The sequence below is a fragment of the Nocardiopsis sp. TRM 82005 genome, from assembly GCF_056312425.1.
In genome coordinates this window covers 445,288-468,236 of record NZ_JBWDTQ010000005.1, presented here as the reverse complement: position 1 = coordinate 468,236, position 22,949 = coordinate 445,288, and the positions used below count along the sequence as shown (strand labels likewise).

The following is a 22,949-nucleotide window of genomic DNA, read 5'->3' as shown; positions in this document are numbered from 1 at the left end:
GGGAGAGTAGGTTGCTGCCACGGTTTTTCTTAAGGAGGGGAAGGGCTCTTTCGGGGTTCTTCTCCTCCTTTTTTGTGTCTGGGCTTGTGCGTTTGTGATTTCGGGTGGGGGCATGCGAGGGCGCGCGGGGTGGGATGGCCCCCCGTGCTTTCCATGGAACCGTGGCGGGTGGTGGCCGCGCCAGGGGCACCACCACCCTGTGGACAACGCCGATCAGTGCGGAGAGGGATCGACCTGCGAGTGCAGGTCGGCGGCTTCGATCTCCTCGCGTGTGATACCGAGGATGAAGGCGATCGTGTCCAGGTAGGGCACGTTCACCGAGGTGTCAGCCTGCTGGCGCACCACTGGCTTCGCGTTGAACGCGACCCCCAACCCGGCGGCCTGCAACATGTCCAGGTCGTTGGCGCCGTCGCCGACGGCCACGGTCTGCTCCAGAGGCACATCGGCCTCCGCGGCGAACCGTTCCAGGGTGGTCGCCTTTCCCTTGCGATCGATGATCGGACCGACCAGTTCGCCGGTCAGCTTGCCGTCGACGACATCAAGGGTGTTCGCGGCGGCGTAGTCCAGGCCCAGGCGCTCCACGAGCACGTCGGTGATCTGGGTGAAGCCGCCGCTGACGATCCCGAACTCATAACCGAGGCGCTTCAGGGTGCGCACCAGTGTCCGGGCGCCCGGGGTCAGCTGGATCTCCTCGCACACCTTCCCGATGGCGGAGGCGTCCAGGCCCCTCAGCAGCGAGACCCGGCGGCGCAGCGATTCCTCGAAGTCCAGTTCGCCGCGCATGGCCTCCTCGGTGACCCGGGCGACCTCCTCCGCGCAGCCCGCGTGGGCCGCCAGGAGCTCGATCACCTCCCCCTGGATCAACGTGGAGTCCACGTCCATGACGATGAGGTGCTTGCCGCGCCGGTGCAGGCCGCTCAACTGCACCGCCACGTCCACCCCCTGGGTGGACGCCTCCATGGCCAGCTCGGCGCGCAGCTGGTCGGCGTCGCCGCCGGAGATCTCCATCTCCACGGAGGTCACCGGGTAGCTGGACAGGCGCTCGATCCTGTCGATGTTCGCACCGGCACGCGCCACGCACGACGTGATGGCGCCCAGGGCGCCGGGGCGCAGCGGGTCGGCCAGGACGGTCACGTGCAGGCGGCCGGGCCCGAAGGCGTTCACACGGCCGTTGCCCTTGCCGTAGCCGACCTCCATGTCGAGATCGATCGCGGTCTTGTCGAGTGCGCTGCGGACCTCCTCGAAGACCCGCTGACGGCTCACACCGGGAGCCACGCGTTCGTCGACCTCAAGGACCGCGCCCAGGACCAGGCGCCCCGCGAGGACCACCTGTTCGAGGTCGACGATGGCCACGGGGAAGACGGAGAGAGTACTCAGAAGGCGGGCGCTGATGCCCGGGCGATCGTGGCCGGTTACGGTCACCAACAGCGTGGATGTCTCATTCATGGCACCATCCACGGTACTCGGCCCAAGTACGGTGCAATCGCGCAGGGCAGGCCCTTTTCCCAGGTAGTTCACTATGTGGACAGCTGGCAGGACGCCGCAGGTCACTTGTTCTTCCGGCTCTTTCTCCTGCGCTTGGGGCCCTTGGCCTTGATGTCCACCCCGCCCAGCATGCAGGTGCCCGTCAACCGCACGACCGGGGCGTTCGGGTCCGTGACCTGGTCTGTCCCGTGCACGTCAGTACCCCCCAGGATCGCTGACGTGTTGTTGATCACCCTGACCCCGTGCGGCACGGTGATGTCCACCCCGCCCATGATCACCGCGACCTGGATGGTCACCTCGTGCTGGCTGAGCAAGGCCTCGCGCAGGTCCAGTTCGACCCCGCCGCACAGCACGGACACGTTCGTCCGGGGTTCGACCAGCCAGCGTCCCTTGCGCTCGCAGCCGCCGAACACCGCGACCAGGTTCTCCGACCCCTTGCTCTGCCCGGCCAGGCCGCGGGCCTCACTGTCCAGGATCTCCATGCCGCTGGGCGCGTCCGAGCGCCGTTCCATGGACGCGTAGTCGTATCCGTGGCCGGGGGCGGGCAGGTCCTCGACGATGGGTGAGAGTTCACCGATGGTCTTGGCCTTGTACAGGGTGTCCAGTCGCTCCTCGTGCTCCACGGGGGAGAGGCGTCCCTCGGCCAGGGCTTCACGCAGCCGCTCGGCGACCTTGTCCCGGTCCGCGTCGGAGGCTCGGATGTGCTCGGGCTGCATGATGACGGGTCTCCTTGTTTCCATCCGTGGGGCCGGGTCCCGGCCTGGCACATACCCAGTATCGGCATTCTCCCGCCTTGGCGGATCAGGTATCTCCCCTGGCATGACCCCGAGACTTCTTCCCTTTGTCCCAGGGTGTCCCTGTGCAGGGGTGGAGACAACCCTTCGTGCCCGTTCCGGCCGTCGGGCGCCCGCGGGCCGCACCTCGTGGCCGGAGGAACCCGCCGGCCACGAGCAGGAACAGATTCGGTGTGCTGGCCGGAAACGTTACTGGTGTGACTGATGGGGGCGCCCTGCCCGACAGTGACAATAAGAACAAGACCATGCCCCGGCGAGCGGTACCGAGCTACTGCCCGTCCTCGGCGCTCCGGTGCCTCGGCTTCGATCCCGAGGGCCGAAGGGGCTGGCTGGGCAGGGCGATCGCCGAGTGCGCGGCCACCAGGGCGCGGCGCACCGTGGCGTCCAGCCGCCGCAGCGCCTCGCTCCGGGCCGCCGCCTGGTGGGCGGTCATCCCCCGCCCCGACGAGGGCTCGGCCAGCTCCACCACCTTCGCCAGCCGCTCGGCCTGCGCCGCCACCCGATGGGCGCGTGGCGGATACCCGCGGGCCAGGGAGGGCGTCTCGCGGCCGTCCAGCTCTCCCAGCCGGTGGTGGACGCCCGGCGCGAACGACGCGATGTCGTCCACACCCTCCATCAGATCGGCGACCTCGATGACGGTGAGCTTCAGGGCCTGCTCGGCCTCGGCCAGGTCCGGTACCTGCGGGGGTACGTTGTTCGCCGGATACGGTGTCCACGAAACGCCCACATAGGATGAACCACGCCGGTCGGCGGCGGGCACCATGCCCACCTGTCGGTCGGCGAGCTGCATCAGCACCCCCTCGTGCGCTTCGACGGCGGCTTGGTTGAGTTCCTTGGGACCCACCAGTCCGAGGGGGTCTCCCCAGGCGGGCAACGCCAACCGGAACGCGGACAACCCCAGGCCGCGGAGTCGTACCAGCGCGACCCGCAGTGGTACGCCGCTGTCGAAGGGCAGGTCCGCTGCGGGTACTGTCCCGATCAGGTTGGGGCCGCCGTGTCGTTCGACGGCGTCGACGGCGTCGTCGAGTCCGATGTGTCCGGACAGCCAGGCGTTGCCCCAGGCGACGAGTGGTGCGGACGTGAGATGCATTGCTTCAGGGTAGGTCGGCCCGTGCACCGGCGTGGGACGTAACGTGAGGGAGGACGATGGACGGGCGTGTTCTGGGCCTGAACGGGGTCACGGTTCGACGGGGTGACGCCAACCTGTTGGACGGCGTGGACTGGACGGTGCGGGAGGGCGAGCGCTGGGCGGTCCTCGGACCCAACGGTGCGGGCAAGACCACACTGCTGAACGTGGTGTACAGCCAGATGCATCCCACCAAGGGCGAGGTGGAGATCCTCGGCGAGCGGCTGGGCCGGGTGGACGTGTTCGAGCTGCGTCCGCTCATCGGTTACGCGGGTGCCGCGGTGGCGTCGCGGATCGAGGAGGGCGTCGAGGTCCTCGACATCGTGCTGAGCGCCGCCTACGGCTACGTGGGGCGCTTCCGCGAGGAGTACGGCACCCCGGACTACGGCCGGGCCCGTGCCCTGCTGGGGCACTGGGGGGTCGGCGACCTGGCCGACCGCCGGTTCCACACCCTGTCCGAGGGAGAGCGCAAACGTGTGCTGATCGCCCGGGCGCTGATGGCCGACCCCGAGCTGCTGCTCCTGGACGAGCCCGCCGCCGGGCTGGACCTGGGCGGCCGCGAGGACCTGTTGCGCAGGCTTGGCAACCTGACCCGCAGTGCGGCCGCTCCCTCCCTGGTCGTGGTCTCCCACCACGTGGAGGAGATCCCCGTCGGGACCACGCACGCGCTGCTGCTGCGCAAGGGCGGGGTGGTGCAGGCCGGGCCGGTCGAGGAGGTCCTGACCGCCGAGCACCTGTCGGACGCCTTCGGCCTGCCGCTGAAGGTGGAGCGCGACGGAGAGCGCTGGAGTGCACGGGCCGTCTGAGTCTTCTCTCTCCCCGTTTCCTCTTATGGGATTGCGATAAAAACAGAAATCTATTGTCCTTAAATAGGATTTCTGTCCGGATGTGGTCGCCTCAACCTATATGGGGTAGCGTCATCGATCGGTGAGCGGATCGCTCTATTTCGGCGCGCTTTATGATCTTCGGGTGGGCGGGGCCGCCGGTGCGCGGTCCGTGCCCGCACCGACCTGCCGCCCTCGCCAGGAGATCCGGAGCCGCCCAGATGTCGTTGCCCAGCGCCGCCCCCCGCCCGGAGACCGGGGTGAGCCCATGACCATGATCATCATCGTGGCGCTTTTCGTCGCCGTCCTGCTGCTCATCTTCTGGCGGAGCATACGTATCGTTCCGCATTCGATGGAGGACGTCGTCGAGCGCTTCGGTAAGTTCCACCGGACGTTGAGCTCGGGTTTCAACGTCGTCATTCCCGGAGTGGACCAGGTGCGCGAGCGGATCGACCGCCGCGTCCAGGTCGTGAGCTTCCCGCCGCAGTCGGCCATCACCGAGGACAACCTCGCGGTCGAGGTCGACTCGGCGGTCTACGTCCGGGTCATCGACGCTTACCGGGCCACCTACGAGGTCGCCAACTTCATCCAAGCCGTCGAGCAGCTGACCCTGGCCACTCTGCGCAACGTCATCGGCGGTATGAACCTGGAGGGCACGCTCACCTCCCGCGACCAGATCAACCGCGAGCTCAAGGCCGTGCTGGACGAGGCCACCCGTGACTGGGGCATCGAGATCAGCCGTATCGAGCTCAAGGGCATCGAGCCGCCGTCCTCCGTGCAGGAGGCGATGGAGATGCAGATGCGCGCCGACCGGGAGAAGCGCGCCCAGCTGCTCAGCGCCGAGGGCGAGAAGCAGTCCGCGGTGCTGCGCGCCGAGGGTGAGCGCTCGGCGGCGGTGCTGCGGGCCAGGGGCGAGGCCGAGGCGCAGTCGCTCACCGCCAAGTCCGACGCCGAGGCCCAGACGATACGGGCCCGCGGTGAGGCCGACTCCATCCACATGGTGTTCAAGGCCCTGCACACCAGCCGGGTCGGCCCGGACGTGCTGGCCTACCACTACCTCCAGAAGCTCCCGGAGATCGCCCGGGGCGACGCCAACAAGGTGTGGATCGTCCCGTCGGAGATGGGCCAGGCCCTCCAGGGGGTCGGCGCCGCCTTCGACCGGCTGCGCGAGGACGTGGTCCGGGCCCCCTGACCAGGGCGCCGCGCGTTCACCGAAGGCGACGGGCCCCGCGATCCGCGGGGCCCGTCTCGTCCTTATGGCGCATCCCGGTGCGATGGCCCGATGACCCGCCCTCGTAGTCTGTTGTCGCCCTCGACAGTCGGGGAGCACGGAGCCGGAAAGGCGGGTGGATGGAACTCTGGGAGGCGGCGCTCATCCTCCTCGCCGGTGTGGCCGCGGGCGGGATCAACGCCATCGCGGGGTCGGGGACCCTGTTCACCTTCCCCGTGCTCCTGGCACTGGGCTACCCGCCGATCACCGCGACCATCTCCAACAGCATCGGCCTGGCCCCCGGAACGCTCAGCGGCACCATCGCCTACCGCCGGGAGCTGGCCGGCCAGCGCGCCCGGATCCTCCGTCTCGGCAGCATGTCCTTCCTCGGTGCGGTGACCGGTGCCCTGCTGCTGATCTACCTGCCGCCGGGTGTGTTCGAGTCCGTGGTGCCGTTCATGATCGGCTTCGCGTGCGTACTGATCGTCCTCCAGCCCCGGATCACCAAGTGGGTGCGCGCCCGCAGGCCCGCCCGCAGGGACGGCGGTCCGCTGCTGCCGCTGGGCGCCTACGTGACCGGGACCTACGGCGGCTACTTCGCCGCGGCGCAGGGGATCGTCCTGATGAGCATCCTCGGCACCGCGCTGGATGACGAGCTACAGCGGCTCAACGCGCTGAAGAACGTGCTCACCACCATCGTCAACAGCACCGCCGCGGTGTTCTACATCGTGCTGGCCTCGCCGGCCTGGCCGGTGGTCGGCCTCATCGCGGTCGGGACCGTCGTCGGCGGCTACCTCGGTGCCAGGTTCGGGCGCAAGCTCAGTTCGGCGGCGCTGCGCGTGTGCCTGGTGCTCGTGGGTATGTCCGCGGCGGTTCAGCTCATCATCGGCCGGATCTGACCCCCGCGCCCGTTCGCCGTCAGCGGGGTCAGGCCCGGAAGTATCCCCGGCGGTCGGCGTCGTCCACCAGGGCGGCCGCGTAGGCTCCCAGCGCCTCCGATCCCTCCTGGATCAGCTTGACCTTCTCCATCACCTGCGCCCGGGTGATTCCGGAGCGTACCCAGGCACCGCCCTCGTTGTGCCAGTTGGCGAGCATGGGGGAGAGCCTGTCGACCGCACGGGCGAACCGGGCCTCGGGCGTGGCGCGGTCCTCGAACTCCTCCCACAGCTCGCGGGCCCGCTCGGCCTGGTCCTCGGGAAGCAGGGGGAAGATGCGGTCGGCCGCGGCGCGCTCGCGTTCGGCCCGGACCTCGGCGTTGGCCTGCTCGAAGAGGGAGGTGTCCCCGGCGTCGATCTCGACGATGTCGTGCAGTACCAGCATCTCGACGACCCGCTCGATGTCGGTGCCCTCTGGCGCGTACTCGGCGAAGGTGCGGGCGGACAGTGTCAGGTGCCAGGAGTGCTCGGCCGAGTTCTCACGGCGGGAGCCGTCCACCAGGAGGTACTGCCGCAGGATGCGCTTGAGTTTGTCGGCTTCCAGAAGGAAACGGAGTTGCGCGTTCAACCGCTCGTTGTCGACCCCGCTGGCAAAGACCGGTGCCGGTTCCGTCACGTGGTTCGCCCTCCTGAAGGATGAGTCGAAACGGTCAGGTGACCGCTCGGAGCGGTCGTCCCTGGATGATCCCATGGAACGCGTACCAACTGTCGCGGCGGCGTCCGTGAAGGGGACGCGGGAGGAGACGCCGGGGTGCACGCGGTGAACGGTCGGTGCTCTGCCCGGGTGGGGACGCGGGTCGAGAGCACCGGCGGCGCGGCCTAGGCTTCCTCGGCCCTTCGGACCTGCGCGGAAGAGGTCAGGTGCAGGTGGAACCACTCGGTCAGGGCACGGTTGGTGAGGACTCCGGCCGGGGTGAGCGGGCCGGGTCGGAGGCCGGGCTCGGGGCCGATGGCGTGGGCCAGGTCGGGAACCACGATGTGACGGAGCGCATGTTCGGGGACGTGTGCGGACAGGGCGTCGTGCAGCGACCGCCCGTGCTCGGGGGGCACGACCTCGTCCTGTCCTCCGCTGACGACGAGCAGGGGGACGCGGCTTCGGGAGACCTCCTCGGCACGGGCGCCGAAGTTCAGCCAGTCGCGTGTGTGCCGGGCCTGCTCGGTCCACGCGTAGGGGGTGCCGGTGCGCCGCTCGCGGGCGGAGACGACCAGGGCCGGGTCCACGACCGGGTTGACGACCGCGGCGGCGCTGACGGGCAGGCGCTCCTCCGCGAGGGCGAGCAGGACCGCCGTGGCCCCGGCGCCCACGCCGACCAGGCCGACGGGGCCGTCGGTGACGGGGAAGATGTCGCGGAGCTCGGCGGTGACGCGGCGCAGTTCGGCGGCCGCCTCCTCGACCACCGGGCCGAACAGCTCGATGAGGTAGTCGCGCTCGCCGCGCTGGTTGACCTCCGCGACGCCGCCCTCGGGGAGCCGGGCCCCGAACAGGGGCAGGCCGAGGTAGATCCGCCAGGCCGGGAGCGGCGCCATGGGCGCGGTTCCGGCGAGGGCCGCCTCGGCTCGGGGCGGCTCGAACGCGTGCAGGCCGAGAACGAGCGGGGCGGGGATCTCACCGTTGGCGGGCGGCAGGGCCAGGAAGGGTACTCCGGCGGCTGTTCCGGTGATGGGTCGGGAGAGGGTGCCGGCGTCGGCTACCACGGATGGTCGCCTCCGTTGTGTTGGGAGAAGTGGGACAGGTAACTGCTGACCAGGCGCTTGGTCTCCTGGACGAGGGCGGTGTCGCCCTCGGGGTCGTCGCGGAAGGCGAGCTTGAGTACGGCGTCGGCGGCTTCGACGGCGACATGGAGGGTCCGGTCGAGTTCGTCATTGTCGGGGATGCCTGTGACAGAGACGATGATCCTGCGCAGGCGGACGGAGATGACTCGGTTGTTCTCGGTGCCTCCGTTGAGGAGACGCGGGTCGACGATGTCGCCGAAGTGTAGGCTGCGAAAGCCTGGCACACGGCGGTGCATGTCGACGTACTCGTCGATGACGGTGTCGACGGCATCGGTCCAGTGGCTGAAGGATGCCTCGGCCAGGCGTTCGGTGACGCGCGAGCTGAACTGGTCGAGGAAACGCAGGCCGAGTGCCTGGGTGATGGCCTTCTTGTCCGGGAAGAACTGGTAGACGGAGCCGATCGCGACCCCGGCGCGCTCGGCGATCCTGGTGGTCGAGAGGTTGTCGTAGCCGACCTCGTCGAGGAGTTCGGCACAGCAGTTGAGCATGCGCTGGACCCTGAGCATGCTGCGCTGCTGGGCGGGCAGTCTCCGCAGGGGCGCCTGGGCGAAGGCGAGCTCGTCTTGTGCGGCGCCGTCCTGTCCACGGGTCTCGCGTGACGCGTGGTCGTTCCCCGTGCTGCCTGGGGACCGTCGCGACCTCGGGGGCGTTGAGCTTCGGGAATTTGTCGTCACGGCTTCTATGATGCCTTTCCGGAATCACCTGGTTCCGGGGAAATTCCAGTTTCGTGCCAACGTCCCTTGAGAGAGTGGACTTCCGCCTCTTGCGGCCGGGGATCCGGCTGAGCGCGAGGGCTGCGCACGACCCGTTTGGATAGCGCTTTCCAGATGGGGCTTAGCATGGTTGTATCAGGGCGAAGCAGCGTACACACCCTCCTGGAGGCTGAGCCATGACCACCGCCCCGGACACCACACCGGAGGAACTCGACTCCGTCCTGGAACGGGCCGCAGCGGCGGCTCCGCTCCTGGCCGCCCTCACCCCGGCCGGGCGGGCCCGGCTGCTGCGGGCCGCCGCCGATGCCCTGGCCGCCGCCGCCGACGACCTCGTACCGATCGCGATGGAGGAGGCACACTACCCGGAAGCGCGCTGCCGCGGCGAGCTGGGCCGCACCACCTTCCAGCTGCGCCTGTTCGCCGACCACCTGGAGGACGGCTCCTACCTGGAGGCGGCCGTGGACCCGGCCGACCCCGACTGGGGCACCCCGCGACCCGACCTTCGCCGTCTGCTGGTTCCGCTGGGACCCGTGGTGGTGTTCGGGGCGAGCAATTTCCCGTTCGCCTTCGCCACGGCCGGAGGGGACACCGCCTCCGCTCTGGCAGCCGGATGCCCGGTGGTCGTCAAGGCCCACCCCGGACACCTCCGGCTGGCCAGGCGCACCGCCGAGACCGTTGTCGCCGCGCTCACCGACGCCGGTGCGCCCGAGGGCGCCTTCGCCCTGGTCGAGGGCGTGGAGACCGGTAAGCGCGCGGTCACGCACCCGCTCACCAGGGCCGTCGGCTTCACCGGGTCCATCCCCGGTGGGCGGGCCCTGTTCGACCTCGCGGCCTCCCGGCCCGACCCCATCCCCTTCTACGGGGAACTGGGCAGCGTGAACCCGGTGTTCGTCACCCAGGGGGCCGCCGCCGCACGCGGCGACGAGATCCTCAGCGGCTACGCTGACTCGGCCAGCATGGGCGCGGGCCAGTTCTGCACCAAGCCCGGGGTGGTGTTCCTGCCGGAGGAGGCCAAGCTCGACGCCCTCGTCGATGACCTCTCGGCACGGGCCGCCTCTCCCCTGCTCAACGAGCGGGTCGCCGAGGGGTTCGTCCGGAACCTGGACAGCCTCACCGACCACCCGGCCACCGAGGTGCTGGTCCAGGGGAAGCGGTCCGGTGACGACTGGACACCCTCGCTGCTGCGCACCGACCTGGACGCCCTGCTGGAGAACGCCGACACCCTCCTGGAGGAGTGCTTCGGCCCGGCGACCCTCGTGGTGACCTACGCCGATGAGCGGCGGCTGCTGGAGGTGGCCGGGGCGCTCAGGGGGCAGCTCACCGTCACCGTGCATGGCGAGGAGGACGACGAGATCGCGCCCGCGCTTTTGGCCCTGGGCGCGTCCCTGGCAGGACGGGTGCTCTGGAACGGGTGGCCGACCGGGGTGGCGGTCACCCACGCGATGACCCACGGCGGCCCCTACCCCGCGACCACCGCGCCGCTGCACACCTCGGTGGGCACCAGCGCCATCCGGCGCTTCCTGCGCCCGGTCACCTACCAGTCGGTTCCGCAGTCGCTGCTGCCCCCGGAACTGCGTGACGACAACCCGCTCGGCGTGCCGCGCCGGGTGAACGGCGAGGCGCCCTCCGCCTGACCGCCCGGAGCCGGACGCGCGGGGGCGCGCGTCCGGCTCCGCTTCCGTCAGGGGCCCGTCGGGAGTGCTGAGGAGCTTCTGACGAACAGGTGTGAGCTTGGCCGGACGGGTCACGGGGTGGTGTGCGTGCGCGCATAGCCTCGCGCCATGGACACCCACGCCATCCCCACCGACGTCGAGGCCCTCGTCAAAGACCTGCCCAAGGTCGAACTGCACGTCCACCTCGAAGGCTCGATGCCCGCCGACACCCTGTTCGAGCTGGCGCGCAGACACGGCGTGGAGGACGTTCCCGGCGGCCTGGAAGAGCTCCGGGACTGGTACGCCTTCACCGACTTCCCGCACTTCGTCGAGGTCTACCTGGCCTCGGTGAGGACCCTGTGCGATGAGGAGGACTTCGCCCTCCTGGCGTCGGCGGTCGCGGAGCGCCTGGCCGCGCAGAACGTGCGCTACGCGGAGGTGCACGTCAGCCTCTACGCCCACCTGATGCGGGGGGTGCCCGCCCGGGTGGTCTTCGACGGCATCGAGGAGGCGCGCCGCGCGGCCGAGGCCGAACACGGCGTCCAGCTGCGGTGGATCCCCGACTTCCCCGCCGACTTCGGGCTGGAGAGCGCCGAGGCGACCGTGGACGCGGTCCTGCGCGACGCGCCGCCCAGCGTGGTGGGCTTCGGCGTCGGCGGTGTGGAGACCCCCCTGGAGCAGTACGCCGGGGTGTTCGGCCGGGCGCGTGCCGCCGGGCTGGCCAGCCTGCCGCACGCCGGTGAGCACGGCGGCCCCGAGCGGGTGCGCGAGGCCCTGGACGCCCTCGGGGCCGAGCGTATCGGCCACGGCATCGACTCCGTGCGGGACCGGGCGCTGGTCGAGCGGCTGGCGGAGGGAGGGATCCCCGTGGACGTCAGCCCTACCTCCAACCTGTGCACGCGCGCGGTGAAGCGGCTTGAGGAGCACCCGCTGCCCCGGATGCTGGACGCCGGCCTGCTGGTCACCCTCAACAGCGATGACCCCACCATGTTCGGCACCGACCTGACCAACGAGTACCGCATCGCCCACCGGTTGGGCCTGGGCCCCGCCGACCTGGTCCGGCTCGCCGCGAACGGCGTGCACGCCTCCTACCTGGGGGCGGCCCGCCGTCACACCCTGCTGGCCGAGATCGCGGAGGTCGCCGCGCGCCACGGGGCCGGTGCGGAGGGGCTTCCCTCGCCGCAGTAGCGGCCGCCTGCTCCGGGGGCCCTCCACCGGAACGGAGGGAGGCTCCCCGGAGCCTGCCTGGTGACTACCTGTCCGGCCCTTGGAGTGTTCTTCGGGCGCCGACGGAGTCCCCGCCTTTCGGACGCCTGGACACGGGGGCGCGGCGGGTGTGGCGCCCCGAGGGAGGCAGCGGCTACGCGGGCGAGTCGGTCAGCGGGAGCCCGCACTCGGTGCGCATGTCCAGCCAGGTCTGCTCGGCCTCCTCGGCCGTCGCGCCCTCGTAGGGGACGGGGACGCCGCCCTGGATCTGGGCGGGGGCCCAGTCGGACCGGGTCACGCTGCCCTGGTCGAAGGTGAGGGTGAGCACGCCCGTCTCAGCGGTGGGGCCGTCGAAGTTGTAGAAGGCGAAGTTGCTCAGCCCGTAGTGCACGTAGGAGTCGCCCATGAACCCGCCCGGGGACAGTACGTGCGCGTGACCGCCGACGACGGCGGACGCGCCCGCGTCGACCAGCTCCTCGGCGAGGGTGGGCGCGTGCGGGAGCGGGCAGTGCGCACCCTCCAGGCCCCAGTGCAGGAAGACCACCACGTTGTCGTGCTCGGCGGCGGCCTCGGAGACCGCGGTGAGCATCCGCTGCCTCATCTCGTTCTTGGTGGAGGCCATACCGGGTTTGCCCTCGCCCGCCGTCCACTCGGCTATGAGGTGGTCGTCCAGGACGTCGGTGGCACCGAACATGGCGACGCTCTGCCCGTTGACCTCGGCGACGTGGGGCGTGTACGCCTCGTCGACGTCGCGCCCGGCGCCGACCAGCTCGACGGGGGAGGCCTCACCGCTCTCCAGGGTGTCCGTCAGGCCTTCGGTGCCGAAGTCCATGCCGTGGTTGTTGGCGATGGTGGCCACGTCCACACCCGCGGCGTCCAGGGCCTCCAAGGCGCTCGCGGGCGCACGGAACGTGTACGCCTTGCCGGGGGCGGAGGTGCCGCCCTCGGTGATGGCCGTCTCCAGGTTGACCATGGCCAGGTCGGCGGCCGAGAGCTGTTCGGAGATCGGGCCGAGCGCGGTCTGGGGGTCGTTCAGGCGCGGTTCGAGGACGCCGTCGAACATCACGTCGCCGCCGAAGGCGATGCTGAAGGGCTCACCGGCCGGTTCGGGATCCGGGCTGGGAGACGCCGGTGTGGTGGTCTCGTCAGTGGGAGCGGCGGCGCCCTCGTTCTGCTCCGGGACGTCCTCGCCGGAGGAACAGGCGGCGGCGAGCAGGAGGGCCAGGGCCGCTGCGCTGGTCGGGAGGGCCTTGCGTATGCGGGAACGCGAGGATACAGGGTGCATGCATGCTCCAGTAGGGCGGGGGAAACGGGGGGGCATGTCCTGGTGGTGGGACGTGCGTTACACGTTTCCGGTTGGCCGTCGTGACTGGATGGATGCCGGGCGGCATCCCGAGCCGTCACCGGGGATGAACACGGGCGTTCGCAGTGGTCTCAAGAGTGCTGGCACCGGGCTCCGGTGCTGACGGGGGGCGCCGGCTGGGGCGGCCCGTTGGACCAGGGTACGCGCACATGACCAGCGCTTTTGCTGGTCTTGGTGCAAGTGGTGACGCGTGTTGTATCGGTGAACTCCTGTGGTTACGGGGGTTCGCGCACACCTGGGCGGCAGGCAGATCCGGAAGGAGGGCGTTTTCTTGAACCATTCCAGTTTGTGTCCTATGGTGGGCGGCATGGACGACGCCAACGGCCTCCGCTCCGCCGGGTCGTAAGTCACCGACGGGACGCGGGACGGCCGCTGACCGGGCCGGTCCACGCGCCACGGGCCCCGCGGAGCCTGGTTCCCTCCGGGGGCCGACCCCGCTGCGGGGGCATGCAGTGTTTCCCGATTTTTCCTCTGCCACTTGGAAGGTGCGAGCTGTGAGCGTTCCATACAGCACGGACGACGCCGGTATCCCGATGCCGCACGACGGTCTCTCGCAGTCGGTGGGCCCCAACGGCCCACTGCTCATGCAGGACCACTTCCTGCTCCAGAAGATGGCGCACTTCAACCGCGAGCGCGTGCCCGAGCGTGTCGTGCACGCCAAGGGAGGCGGCGCCTTCGGTGAACTCGAGATCACCGAGGACGTCAGCCAGTACACCAAGGCCGACCTGTTCCAGAAGGGCAGGAAGACCCCGCTGCTGCTGCGCTTCTCCACCGTCGCCGGTGAGCTGGGCAGCGCCGACAGTGCCCGCGATCCCCGCGGCTTCGCCCTGAAGTTCTACACCGAGCAGGGCAACTACGACATCGTCGGCAACAACACACCGATCTTCTTCGTCCGCGACCCCTCGAAGTTCTCGGACTTCATCCACTCGCAGAAGCGCCGCGCCGACAACCAGCTGCGCGACAACAACATGCAGTGGGACTTTTGGACCCTCAACCCCGAGTCGGCCCACCAGGTCTCCTTCCTGATGACCGATCGGGGCACTCCCAAGAGCTGGCGCCACGTGCACGGCTTCGGCAGCCACACCTTCATGTGGTACAACGCCGCCGGTGAGAAGTTCTGGGTCAAGTACCACTTCAAGACCGACCAAGGCATCGAGAACCTGACCGCGGGCGAGGCCAAGGCCCTGGAGGCCGAGGACCCGGACGCGCACCGCCGCGACCTGTGGCAGGCCATCGAGCGGGGCGACCACCCGAGCTGGACCGTCAAGGTCCAGATCATGCCCTTCGAGGACGCCGCCGACTACCGGTTCAACCCGTTCGACCTCACCAAGGTGTGGCCGCATGAGGACTACCCGGAGATCACCATCGGCCGATTCGTCCTCAACAAGAACCCGAAGAACTACTTCGCGGAGATCGAGCAGGCCGCCTTCGAGCCCTCCAACCTGGTTCCCGGTATCGCGATGAGCCCGGACAAGATGCTCCAGGGGCGCCTGTTCTCGTACCCCGACACCCATCGCTACCGCATCGGTGCCAACTACCTTCAGCTACCGGTGAACAGCCCGGTGTCGCCGGTCAACAGCTACAACCGCGACGGCGCCATGGCCTTCCACAACGGCGGTGACCCGGTCTACGCGCCCAACACCGCAGGCGGCCCGGTCGCCGACGAGGAGCTGTACAAGGGTTCGGAGTACCACGTCGCCGGTGAGATCGTGCGTTCGGCGTACGAGCTCCACAAGGAGGACGACGACTTCGGCCAGGCCCGCGCCCTGTGGGAGAAGGTCCTGTCCGAGGGCGAGCGCGCCAACATGGTCGCCAACATCGTGGGTCACGCGTCGGCCCCCGAGGTGACCGCCGACATGAGGAAGCGCGTGGTCGAGTACTGGTCCAACATCCACCCGGACCTGGGCGGCGGCGTCGCCCGTGGCCTGGGCGTCCAGCCCTAGGGAGTGTTTTTTAGAAGGCTTTCGGGTCGGTGAGCGGCCGTGCGGGCCATCTCTCGCGAGACTGTGTGCGAAGTTCAGCCTGGTCGTGCTTCACGAGCGCAGAGGCGTGGCGAGAGGCGGCCCGGTGGACGCGGGGGACTGGAGCCGCAGGCTCTCCCCTGAGGGTGGTGGAGGGAGACGGGCGGGACCGAAGTGATGCAAAAAACACGACCTGGGGTTCCGGGACGGGCCCGGGGGCCGCGGCGCGTCGTCGCGGACGCGTCACGGCCCCCGGGAGCCGGTGCAGGCCGGGGCTGAACACCCGCGCCCCAGGAGGGCCGCCAGCTCAGCCGATGTCCAGGACCGCCTTGCCGTGGAGGCGGCGTTCGAGCAGGGCCTGGGCCGCCTCGTCGTAGCGGGTCCACGGGCCGCGCCAGCTGATGCCGGGGTCGAGGCGGCCGGCGGCCACCTCCGCGGCCAGCCAGGTCAGGTCGGCGGAGAAGTCGGTGGCGGGGTCGCCGAACAGGAAGAACGTGCGGATCGACCGGTCGTGCCGTCCTTCGGTGGCCTGTAGGGCCTCGGGCGGGAGGACCGAGTCCGCCCCGGACGACCGGCCCACGTTCACCAGCACGCCACCGGCCCGTACCGCCGCGAAGGCGTCCACCAGCTGCCGGCCGCCGACGTTGTCCAGTACCGCGAACACGGGCCGGTCCACCCTGGCCGGATCGGTGTGTACCTCGTGCGCGCCCAGCGCGCGCAGGCTTTCCTCCTGGGCGGGGTCCCCGCTGATCGCCACGACCTCCGCGCCCGCGCGGGCGGCGAGCTGCACCGCGTAGCGGCCGACACCGCCGGAGGCGCCGGTGATCATCACCCGGCGGCCGAGGATCTGGCCCATGCGGCGCAGCACACGCAGTGCGCTCAGGCCTGCGACCGGAACCGTGCTGACCGCGCCGAGGTCGGTACCGCCCGAGACGACACCGAGCAGGGCGGCCGGGACCGCACGCAGCTCGGCCCAGCCCGCCTCGCCCAGGGTGACCACGGGGGTCCCCACGGCCGGCCCCGACCCGTCGGCCGCCGCCCGGACCACCACGCCCGCCGCGTCCCAGCCGATCACGGTGCCATCCGGCGTACCCGGACCGGTGGCGCCCCTGGCCTCGCCGTAGTTGAGCGAAGCCGCCCCGACCCGGACCAGCGCCTCACCCGGCGCGGGTACCGGGTCCGCCACCTCGGCCAACGAGAGGTGTGCCGGCGCTGTGTGGTCGACGACGAGTGCACGCATGGCCAGGTCTCCTTCGCGCTAATGTGCCACAGTGTGGCATTTGCTCCATTGGAGCATATACCCAAGGGGAGCGAGCTCGCTAGACTGCCGTCGATGACGACCTCCGAACAGCCCGCCACGCTGCGCGAACGCAAGAAGCTGCGCACCCGCCAGGCCCTGGCGGAAAAGGCGACCTCGATCTTCGGCGAGCGCGGTTTCGACGCCACACCGCTCGACGCGCTGCTCGACGAGGTCGAGGTGTCGAGACGGACCTTCTTCCGCAACTTCCGCTCGAAGGAGGACGTCGCGCTCACCGCCGTCAAACAACTCTGGAGCGCCTACCTCGACGTGCTGGACGGGGCCGAGAAGTCCGGGCCGCTCGTCGACGTCTTCCGTGACGCGATGCTGGCCACCCTCGACCGCATGGACGAGGACTGGTACCGGCGCTTTGCGGCCACGCTCAGGCTGATCGAGCGGTCGCCGTCGCTGGACGGACATTCCCTGCGGCACTGTGCGGAGGTCCAGGCGGAGATCGCGCAACGGCTCGGCGACCCGCGCCGCCTCGAACTGCGGCTGCTCCTCGAGTTCTGCGTGGCTACCTGGCGCTGCGCGCTGGACGAGTGGCTGCCCGCCTGCGAGCCGGACGAGTTGGCCGTGTGCGTGCGGCGCGCCTTCGCCACCATGGACGACGGCCTGCGCCTGGAGGCGTGAGCAGCGGTCGTGGGTGCTCCGTGGGGCTTCGACCCGGTCGGAGCCTTCGCTTTCCGTGCCTTGCTCGCATTCCTGACGTAATGGACTTTTCCTGTGTATAAGCAAAATCCGGACAAAGGGGTTAAGGCGCAATAGGAGGGTCGGGAAACGGCTCTACGAAGGTGCTTCGTTGGTTAGTTTTTCTGGTTTACCCGGAAATTTTTTCTTTCGCGTAGTAACCTTGGGTATGCGAATGTGTGCTACGTGTAGTTGATTACAGCGTGCTGAACTGCATGCATGGCTTTACGTGACTGACTTATCGCCCTGTGCATTTATACTGATGCAGAGTATTTTCCGAAAGCGCATGCAGGCCCCTGATGGCTTGCTAGCGTTTCGGTCCGTTGGCGGTTCCGCGGAAGGAACTCCGAGTCGGGCCGCGAATTCACACACGCGGGTCACCCCGCCGTCACACCGTTTTCTCCTGTGGCTGGCCCGCCATGCCCGTGGTCCACGGGTCCGCGTCCACTCCGGTGGCGCGGGCGCCGACTCTGCCATGGCACAGCGCCTCAACCGGCGCGATCCCCAGGCTGTATCCGTGAAAGGTCACATCCGCACATGCGCAACACACTCCGTTACTCCTTCGCCACCGTCATGACCGCCGGGCTGGTCGTCGCCCCCGTCGCGGCGTCCTTCGCCGACACCTCCACCGACGGTTCCGGCGGTATCGGCAGCGGTAACCAGGTCGTGGTGCCCGTGGACATCGAGGCCGACCTGTGCGGCAACTCGCTCGCCGTCCTCGGTATCTCCAAGGCCACATGCACGCAGGTCTCCGAAGTCCTCTACGAGACCAGCGGCAAGGGCGGCGACACCACCACCGACGGCTCCGGCGGTGTGGCCAGCGGCAACCAGCTCGTCGTCCCCGTGGACGCCGCCATCGACGCGTGCGGCAACGCGGCCTCCGTCGGCGGTATCTCCGAAGCCGAGTGCGTCGAGGTGGTCGAGGTCCTGGAGGAGGAGAGCGCCGACGCGCCCAGGACCACCACCGACGGCTCCGGCGGTGTGGCCAGCGGCAACCAGCTCGTCGTCCCCGTGGACGCCGCCATCAACGTCTGCGGCAACTCGGTGGCGATCCTGGGCGGCTCCAGCGCCAAGTGCACCACCATCATCAACATCATCCAGTCCTCCCCCGAGAACGAGGGCGGCGACATCGCCACCGACGGCTCCGGCGGTGTGGCCAGCGGCAACCAGGTCGTGGTCCCGGTCGACGCGGCCGTCGACATCTGCGGCAACGCCGTGTCCGTGCTCGGACTGGCCGAGGCCTCCTGCCTGGAGGTCATCTCCGGGGGTGAGAAGCCCGAGGAGCCCGAGGAGGAGAACCCGGAGGAGCCCGGGGGTGAGAAGCCCGAGGAGCCCGAGGAGGAGAACCCGGAGGAGCCCGGGGGTGAGAAGCCCGAGGAGCCCCGCGAGGAGGACAAGGAGGAGGACGACTCCAGCACCGAGGGCGACGAGCCCGCTCCCGAGCCCCAGGCCGACGAGCAGCTCGCCGTGACCGGTGGCGCCCTGGCCGGTCTGGTCGCCGCCGGGGTCGCCGCTGTCGGCGCCGGCGGCGCGGGCCTGTACTTCGCCCGCAAGCGCAAGGCCGCCGCCGCGGTGAGCGACGAGGAGTAGTACCGGGAAGTCCTTCTCCGGTCCCATGCGGGGCCGCCGGTGGCCGGCGGCCCCGCACACGTGTGCGGAGGTGGCCGCGGCGGTGCTGGGGAAGGGCCGGTGCGGGGCGGCCGTGAACGTCTCATAATCTCGAAGACGTGCTCAAAGTCCTGTTCTCGCAACGCATGCTGGCCTTCCATGCGCTGGTGCTGGTAATCGTGCCCAGCTTCATCTGGCTGGGCTTTTGGCAACTGGACCGGTGGGAGCAGCGCAGCGAGTCGGTCCGCCTCCAGCAGGACAACCTCGCCGCCGCCCCCGCCCCGGTCGCCGAGCTGACGAGCGTCGGCGACGACGTCGACCCCGCTGACCGTTGGCGCACCGTCGAGGCCACCGGTACCTGGGACACGGAGCGCGAGCTCCTGCTGCGCAACCGCGACGGGTCCGGGGGTGTGGGCTTCCACGTGCTGACCCCGCTGGTCACCGGGGACGGGCCCGCCGTCCTGGTCAACCGGGGGTGGATCGAACGGGGGGAGACCGCACTCGACCAGCCCGAGGTCCCGCCCGCGCCCGAGGGCACCGTGGAGGTGGCCGGGCGCCTCCACTACTCCGAGACCGAGGAGAACAGCGGGCTGAGCAACCGCGACGGCCTGCCCGAGGGGCAGCTCATGATGGTCGACGTGGACATGATCGCCGAAGGGCTGCCGTATCCGGTCTACGGCGGGTACGTCGAGCTCATCCGACAGGACCCGGTGCCAGATCCCGCACCCGAGCGGGTCGCCCTGCACGAGAAGGACTCGGGCATGAGCCTGTCCTACGCCGTGCAGTGGTGGGTGTTCACCGTCGTGGCCGTCGGCGGGTGGGTCTTCCTCGTCCGCCGTGAGATCGGGGACGCCCGTGAGGCCGCGGCTGAGACGGCCGGAGACGGCGCGGGCTCAGAGGAGGTCGACCGCGTGGAACCGCCTCCGAACACCGGGGAAACGGTCTAGGGTCGGGGCCATGTACGACGAGGACGGCTACCCGGCCCCCGGACGTGTCGAACGCCGTGCGGTGGACGCCCAGGAGAGTGCCCGTGCCGGGCGCATGTGGTGGGACGGCGCCGCCGACGCCTACCAGGCGGAGCACGGCGCCTTCCTCGGCGACGCCGAGTTCGTGTGGTCTCCGGAGGGACTGACCGAGGCTGAGGCGCACCTGCTCGGGGAGCCCGAGAGGCTCCGGGGCTCCCGGATCCTGGAGGTCGGCTGCGGCGCGGGCCAGTGCGGCCGGTGGTTGCGCTCCCAGGGAGTGGACGAGGTGGTGGCCCTCGACCTGTCGTTTCGCCAGCTCCAGCACTCGCGCCGGATCGATGAGCAGACCGGGTACGCGCTGGCCGCCGTGCAGGCTGACGCCCAGCGGCTGCCGTTCGCCGACGCCTCCTTCGACGTGGTGTTCTCGTCCTTCGGGGCGTTTCCCTTCGTCCCCTCCGCGGAAGAGGCCCTGTCCGAGTCCGCACGGGTACTGCGGCCGGGAGGGCGGCTGGTGTTCTCGGTGACGCATCCGATCCGGTGGAGTTTTCCGGACGATCCGAGTGAGCGCGGGCTCATCGTGCACCAGCCCTACTTCGACCGTCGCGCCTACGTGGAGGAGGACGACGACGGCAACGCGATCTACGTGGAGCACCACCACACAGTGGGCGACTGGGTGCGCGGGATCGCTCGCGCGGGCCTGGTGCTGCGGGACATGGCCGAGCCGGAGTGGCCCGAGGGGCTGGACCAGGTGTGGGGCGGCTGGGGACCGGTGCGCGGCCAGATGATCCCCGGCACGGCGATCTTCTCCGCGGACAGGGGGCCGGGCCGGCCCTGAGGGGCGAGGCCCGCCCCCGCCCCGCCGGGACCGTGGCGGAGTACACGCGCCCGGGATCCGGAGCCGCGTACGAGTTCCCTCCGGTTCATGGCAGCGATGGCCCCGTGTCACGGTGCCGGTGCGCCAGAGGAGTTCGGTCGCCGTCCGGTGCCTCGTACCGGCGGGCGGACTCGTCGGCCTGAGCGAGCCTGCGAAGGACGGCCAGGAGAGTGTCGCCGAGAACGGTGTGCACCACCGCGCTCTCCAGGATCTCGTCCGTCTCGGTGATGCTCCCGATGATGTCGAGGTCCACTCGGGCGGTCTGCCTCACGGCGACCACGTAGCCGTCGAGCGCGGTGTCGCTGAGGGGGTGGCCCGCGCGCCGGTAGGCGGCGACCACGGCGGCCAGGTCGGTGAGGGCGCGGCTCCCGACGCGGGCGTGCCAGCCGAGCCGCCTGGCTAGGTCCTCCGTGCGCTCCACGTCCTCGTCGTCCGCGTCTCCGAAATCCTTCGCGGCCGGGGTGAGGTCGTACAGGGTGCGGCCGAGCAGTTCGTGGGTGGTTGGCCCGGGGGTGTCCACACGGGCGAGGACGGCGCGGACGGCGGCGATGGACAGCCCGCCCACGTCGGTCAGGGCGTGCACCAGGCGTAGCCGCCACAGGTGCTCCTCGCCATATCTCGCCTGGTTGCGGCCGGTGCGCTCGCCTCGGGGGAGCAAGCCTTCCCGCAGGTAGTACTTGATCGTCGGCACCGTGGTTCCGGACCGCTCACTCAACTCGGCCATACGCATGGGCCCGTCCCCACCTCGCTCTCTTGCCGGATCCATCTTATTCGGATACTAATGCTATCTATAATAGATAGTTCTGCTATCCAAAAAAGAGGTCCTGCATGAACGCACCCCTCGCCAGAACCGCGACCCGCTCACCAACCCCCTACCAGGACATGCTCGACTGGCACCGCCCCCTCATGGCCACCGCGGCCCTGTGTGTCGTCCTCCTCGCCGTGATCACGGGTGGTCTCGCCCTGGACGACCGTGTCGTGAACGGGGAGGCGGCTTGGACCAAGCCCGCCAAGTTCGCCCTGTCCATCGCGGTCTACAACGTCACCCTGGCCTGGCTGCTGTCCCTGCTCGTCCGCTGGCGGCGCGTCGGCTGGTGGATCGGCGCGTTCGTCTCCGCCATGCTCGTCGGGGAACTCGCCGTGATCGCGCTCCAGGCCGTGCGCGGGGTACCCAGCCACTTCAACGCCGCGACCCCGTTCGACATGGCCGTCTACAACGCCATGGGCGTCATCATCGTCGCGGTGTGGGTGGCCAACCTCGGTATCGGCGCCCTCCTGCTCGGGCAGCGGCTCGGCGACCGCTCCACGGGCCTGGCGGTCCGGAGCGGTATCGCGATCGGGGCCGTGGGGATGGCCCTGGCCTTCCTGATGACCGTTCCCAGCGCGGAGCAGATGGTCGTCCTGCGGGAGGGCGGCGTCGCCGACGCCGTCGGCGCGCACACCGTCGGCCTGTCCGACGGAGGGCCGGGGCTGCCGTTCGTGGGCTGGAGCACCGTCGCGGGCGGCCTTCGCGTGCCGCACTTCGTCGGCCTGCACGGGTTCCAGGTGATGATCCTGCTCGCCCTGGCGCTGGCGTCCCTCGGGAACCGGTATCCGCGCTTGGGATCGGATGCTCTCCGGCTGCGGGTCGTCACCGTGGCCGCTGTCTCCTACACCGCGGTGGTCGGGCTGACCACGTGGCAGGCGCTGCGTGGTCAGTCGGTCGTGCGACCCGACGCCCTCACCCTGGGTGCCGCCGGGGTGCTGGCGGCGGCCACCCTCCTCGGCCTGTGGTGGGCGCTCCGGCGCGGGGGACCGGAGGAGGCGCGAGGCGGGGACGCGGTCCAGGAGCGCACTCCTGAGCGCACCTGACCCGGGTGGGCCGGGGCGCACCCGGAGGTTCAGGGGTGTTCGTCCGGGTACCGACGAACAGGTCCGCCGTGTCGACGACAAGGAGTTCCAGCGTGACCGATGTCCGTGTCCGAGCAGCCCGCCCCGCCGACCACCCGCGCATCGTGGCGGTCTGTGACGAGTGGTGGGAGCGTCCCGTGGCGCACATCCTCCCCCGGCTCTTCCTGGACCACTTCCACTCCACGAGCCTCATCGCCGAGTCGGATGGGGAACTGGCGGGCTTCCTCGTCGGTTTCCCCTCGCCGTCCGTGTCCGAGGAGGCCTACGTGCACTTCGCGGGGGTGGCTCCGGAGCATCGCAGGTCAGGGCTGGCGGGGCGGCTGTACGACCGTTTCACCGAGGGGGCGCGGGGCGAGGGGCGCACGGTGGTCCGGGCGATCACGTCACCGGCCAACGAGCGCTCGGTCGCCTTCCACCGTTCCTACGGATTCGAGGTCACCGGCCCGCACACCGACTACGACGGCCCGGGAGCGGACCGGATGGTCTTCACACTGCGCCTCGGGGAGTGAGGCCCGAGGCGGCGCGGTTCCGTACACCCGGTACGCGGGGCCGCGCCGCGTATGATCCGGGCTACCGGACGCGG

The 22,949-nt window shown here is 70.1% G+C and carries 21 protein-coding genes; 12 read left to right on the top strand and 9 right to left on the bottom strand.

Annotated elements, in window-relative coordinates; translation table 11 throughout:
* Positions 1-213: 213 nt before the first annotated feature.
* The 3 genes from serB to AC0T5L_RS04615 all read right to left on the bottom strand — a co-directional run bounded on the left by serB (position 214) and on the right by AC0T5L_RS04615 (position 3,369).
* Positions 214-1,446 carry a phosphoserine phosphatase SerB gene (serB, locus tag AC0T5L_RS04625; protein WP_476164078.1) on the bottom strand — a complete coding sequence of 411 codons (1,233 nt, stop codon included), beginning with the start codon at positions 1,444-1,446 and terminating at the stop codon, positions 214-216.
* A gap of 101 nt (positions 1,447-1,547) precedes the next feature.
* Complete coding sequence (locus tag AC0T5L_RS04620; RefSeq protein WP_476164077.1) at positions 1,548-2,201, bottom strand: DUF1707 SHOCT-like domain-containing protein; 654 nt, start codon at positions 2,199-2,201, stop codon at positions 1,548-1,550.
* Positions 2,202-2,547: 346 nt separating this feature from the next.
* Positions 2,548-3,369: a hypothetical protein gene (locus AC0T5L_RS04615; RefSeq protein ID WP_476164076.1), complete on the bottom strand. Its 822-nt coding sequence runs from the start codon at positions 3,367-3,369 to the stop codon at positions 2,548-2,550.
* A gap of 56 nt (positions 3,370-3,425) precedes the next feature.
* On the opposite strand from AC0T5L_RS04615, the gene AC0T5L_RS04610 reads away from it, so the two are divergent.
* The 3 genes from AC0T5L_RS04610 (at position 3,426) to AC0T5L_RS04600 (ending at position 6,338) form a co-directional block, all read left to right on the top strand.
* Positions 3,426-4,211, top strand: a complete 786-nt coding sequence (locus tag AC0T5L_RS04610) for an ABC transporter ATP-binding protein (RefSeq protein WP_476164075.1) — start codon at positions 3,426-3,428, stop codon at positions 4,209-4,211.
* A gap of 286 nt (positions 4,212-4,497) precedes the next feature.
* On the top strand, positions 4,498-5,421 hold the full coding sequence (locus AC0T5L_RS04605; RefSeq protein WP_476164074.1) for an SPFH domain-containing protein: 924 nt from the start codon (positions 4,498-4,500) through the stop codon (positions 5,419-5,421).
* A gap of 158 nt (positions 5,422-5,579) precedes the next feature.
* Positions 5,580-6,338 (top strand): sulfite exporter TauE/SafE family protein, encoded by a 759-nt coding sequence (locus AC0T5L_RS04600; RefSeq protein ID WP_476164073.1) that lies wholly within the window; start codon positions 5,580-5,582, stop codon positions 6,336-6,338.
* Positions 6,339-6,366: 28 nt separating this feature from the next.
* Here the strand turns inward: AC0T5L_RS04600 and AC0T5L_RS04595 are convergent, their stop codons facing one another.
* From AC0T5L_RS04595 to AC0T5L_RS04585, 3 genes are all read right to left on the bottom strand, one after another.
* Positions 6,367-6,990, bottom strand: a complete 624-nt coding sequence (locus AC0T5L_RS04595) for an HD domain-containing protein (protein WP_476164072.1) — start codon at positions 6,988-6,990, stop codon at positions 6,367-6,369.
* 203 nt (positions 6,991-7,193) lie between these two features.
* The gene (locus AC0T5L_RS04590; RefSeq protein WP_476164071.1) at positions 7,194-8,069 is read right to left on the bottom strand and encodes an alpha/beta hydrolase family protein; all 876 of its coding nucleotides are present in this window, start codon (positions 8,067-8,069) and stop codon (positions 7,194-7,196) included.
* Complete coding sequence (locus AC0T5L_RS04585; RefSeq protein ID WP_476164102.1) at positions 8,063-8,653, bottom strand: TetR family transcriptional regulator; 591 nt, start codon at positions 8,651-8,653, stop codon at positions 8,063-8,065. Before AC0T5L_RS04585 ends, AC0T5L_RS04590 begins: the two co-directional genes overlap by 7 nt.
* A gap of 383 nt (positions 8,654-9,036) precedes the next feature.
* On the opposite strand from AC0T5L_RS04585, the gene AC0T5L_RS04580 reads away from it, so the two are divergent.
* A complete protein-coding gene (locus tag AC0T5L_RS04580; protein ID WP_476164070.1) occupies positions 9,037-10,494 on the top strand; it encodes an aldehyde dehydrogenase (NADP(+)) in 1,458 nt (485 codons plus the stop codon).
* Between the two features lie 147 nt (positions 10,495-10,641).
* Positions 10,642-11,700: an adenosine deaminase gene (gene add / locus AC0T5L_RS04575; RefSeq protein ID WP_476164069.1), complete on the top strand. Its 1,059-nt coding sequence runs from the start codon at positions 10,642-10,644 to the stop codon at positions 11,698-11,700.
* Between the two features lie 172 nt (positions 11,701-11,872).
* On the opposite strand, the gene AC0T5L_RS04570 is transcribed toward add, so the two are convergent.
* Positions 11,873-13,003, bottom strand: coding sequence for a CapA family protein (locus AC0T5L_RS04570; protein WP_476164068.1), 1,131 nt, complete (start codon positions 13,001-13,003; stop codon positions 11,873-11,875).
* 572 nt (positions 13,004-13,575) lie between these two features.
* Between AC0T5L_RS04570 and AC0T5L_RS04565 the strand changes: the two genes are divergently transcribed.
* Positions 13,576-15,024 carry a catalase gene (locus AC0T5L_RS04565; protein ID WP_476164067.1) on the top strand — a complete coding sequence of 483 codons (1,449 nt, stop codon included), beginning with the start codon at positions 13,576-13,578 and terminating at the stop codon, positions 15,022-15,024.
* 325 nt (positions 15,025-15,349) lie between these two features.
* Here the strand turns inward: AC0T5L_RS04565 and AC0T5L_RS04560 are convergent, their stop codons facing one another.
* Positions 15,350-16,282 carry a zinc-binding dehydrogenase gene (locus tag AC0T5L_RS04560; RefSeq protein ID WP_476164066.1) on the bottom strand — a complete coding sequence of 311 codons (933 nt, stop codon included), beginning with the start codon at positions 16,280-16,282 and terminating at the stop codon, positions 15,350-15,352.
* A 93-nt stretch (positions 16,283-16,375) separates the two neighbouring features.
* Here AC0T5L_RS04560 and AC0T5L_RS04555 point away from each other — a divergent pair, with 93 nt between their 5' ends.
* The 4 genes from AC0T5L_RS04555 (at position 16,376) to AC0T5L_RS04540 (ending at position 20,437) form a co-directional block, all read left to right on the top strand.
* The gene (locus tag AC0T5L_RS04555; RefSeq protein ID WP_476164065.1) at positions 16,376-16,972 is read left to right on the top strand and encodes a TetR family transcriptional regulator; all 597 of its coding nucleotides are present in this window, start codon (positions 16,376-16,378) and stop codon (positions 16,970-16,972) included.
* Positions 16,973-17,566: 594 nt separating this feature from the next.
* Complete coding sequence (locus tag AC0T5L_RS04550) at positions 17,567-18,619, top strand: chaplin family protein (protein ID WP_476164064.1); 1,053 nt, start codon at positions 17,567-17,569, stop codon at positions 18,617-18,619.
* A 137-nt stretch (positions 18,620-18,756) separates the two neighbouring features.
* On the top strand, positions 18,757-19,584 hold the full coding sequence (locus tag AC0T5L_RS04545; RefSeq protein WP_476164063.1) for an SURF1 family cytochrome oxidase biogenesis protein: 828 nt from the start codon (positions 18,757-18,759) through the stop codon (positions 19,582-19,584).
* 10 nt (positions 19,585-19,594) lie between these two features.
* The gene (locus AC0T5L_RS04540) at positions 19,595-20,437 is read left to right on the top strand and encodes a class I SAM-dependent methyltransferase (RefSeq protein WP_476164062.1); all 843 of its coding nucleotides are present in this window, start codon (positions 19,595-19,597) and stop codon (positions 20,435-20,437) included.
* A gap of 85 nt (positions 20,438-20,522) precedes the next feature.
* On the opposite strand, the gene AC0T5L_RS04535 is transcribed toward AC0T5L_RS04540, so the two are convergent.
* A complete protein-coding gene (locus tag AC0T5L_RS04535) occupies positions 20,523-21,206 on the bottom strand; it encodes a MerR family transcriptional regulator (protein WP_476164061.1) in 684 nt (227 codons plus the stop codon).
* A gap of 98 nt (positions 21,207-21,304) precedes the next feature.
* On the opposite strand from AC0T5L_RS04535, the gene AC0T5L_RS04530 reads away from it, so the two are divergent.
* Both AC0T5L_RS04530 and AC0T5L_RS04525 read left to right on the top strand, forming a co-directional pair.
* Positions 21,305-22,327: a hypothetical protein gene (locus tag AC0T5L_RS04530; RefSeq protein WP_476164060.1), complete on the top strand. Its 1,023-nt coding sequence runs from the start codon at positions 21,305-21,307 to the stop codon at positions 22,325-22,327.
* 92 nt (positions 22,328-22,419) lie between these two features.
* On the top strand, positions 22,420-22,875 hold the full coding sequence (locus AC0T5L_RS04525; protein WP_476164059.1) for an N-acetyltransferase family protein: 456 nt from the start codon (positions 22,420-22,422) through the stop codon (positions 22,873-22,875).
* The last annotated feature ends 74 nt before the right edge of the window (positions 22,876-22,949 follow it).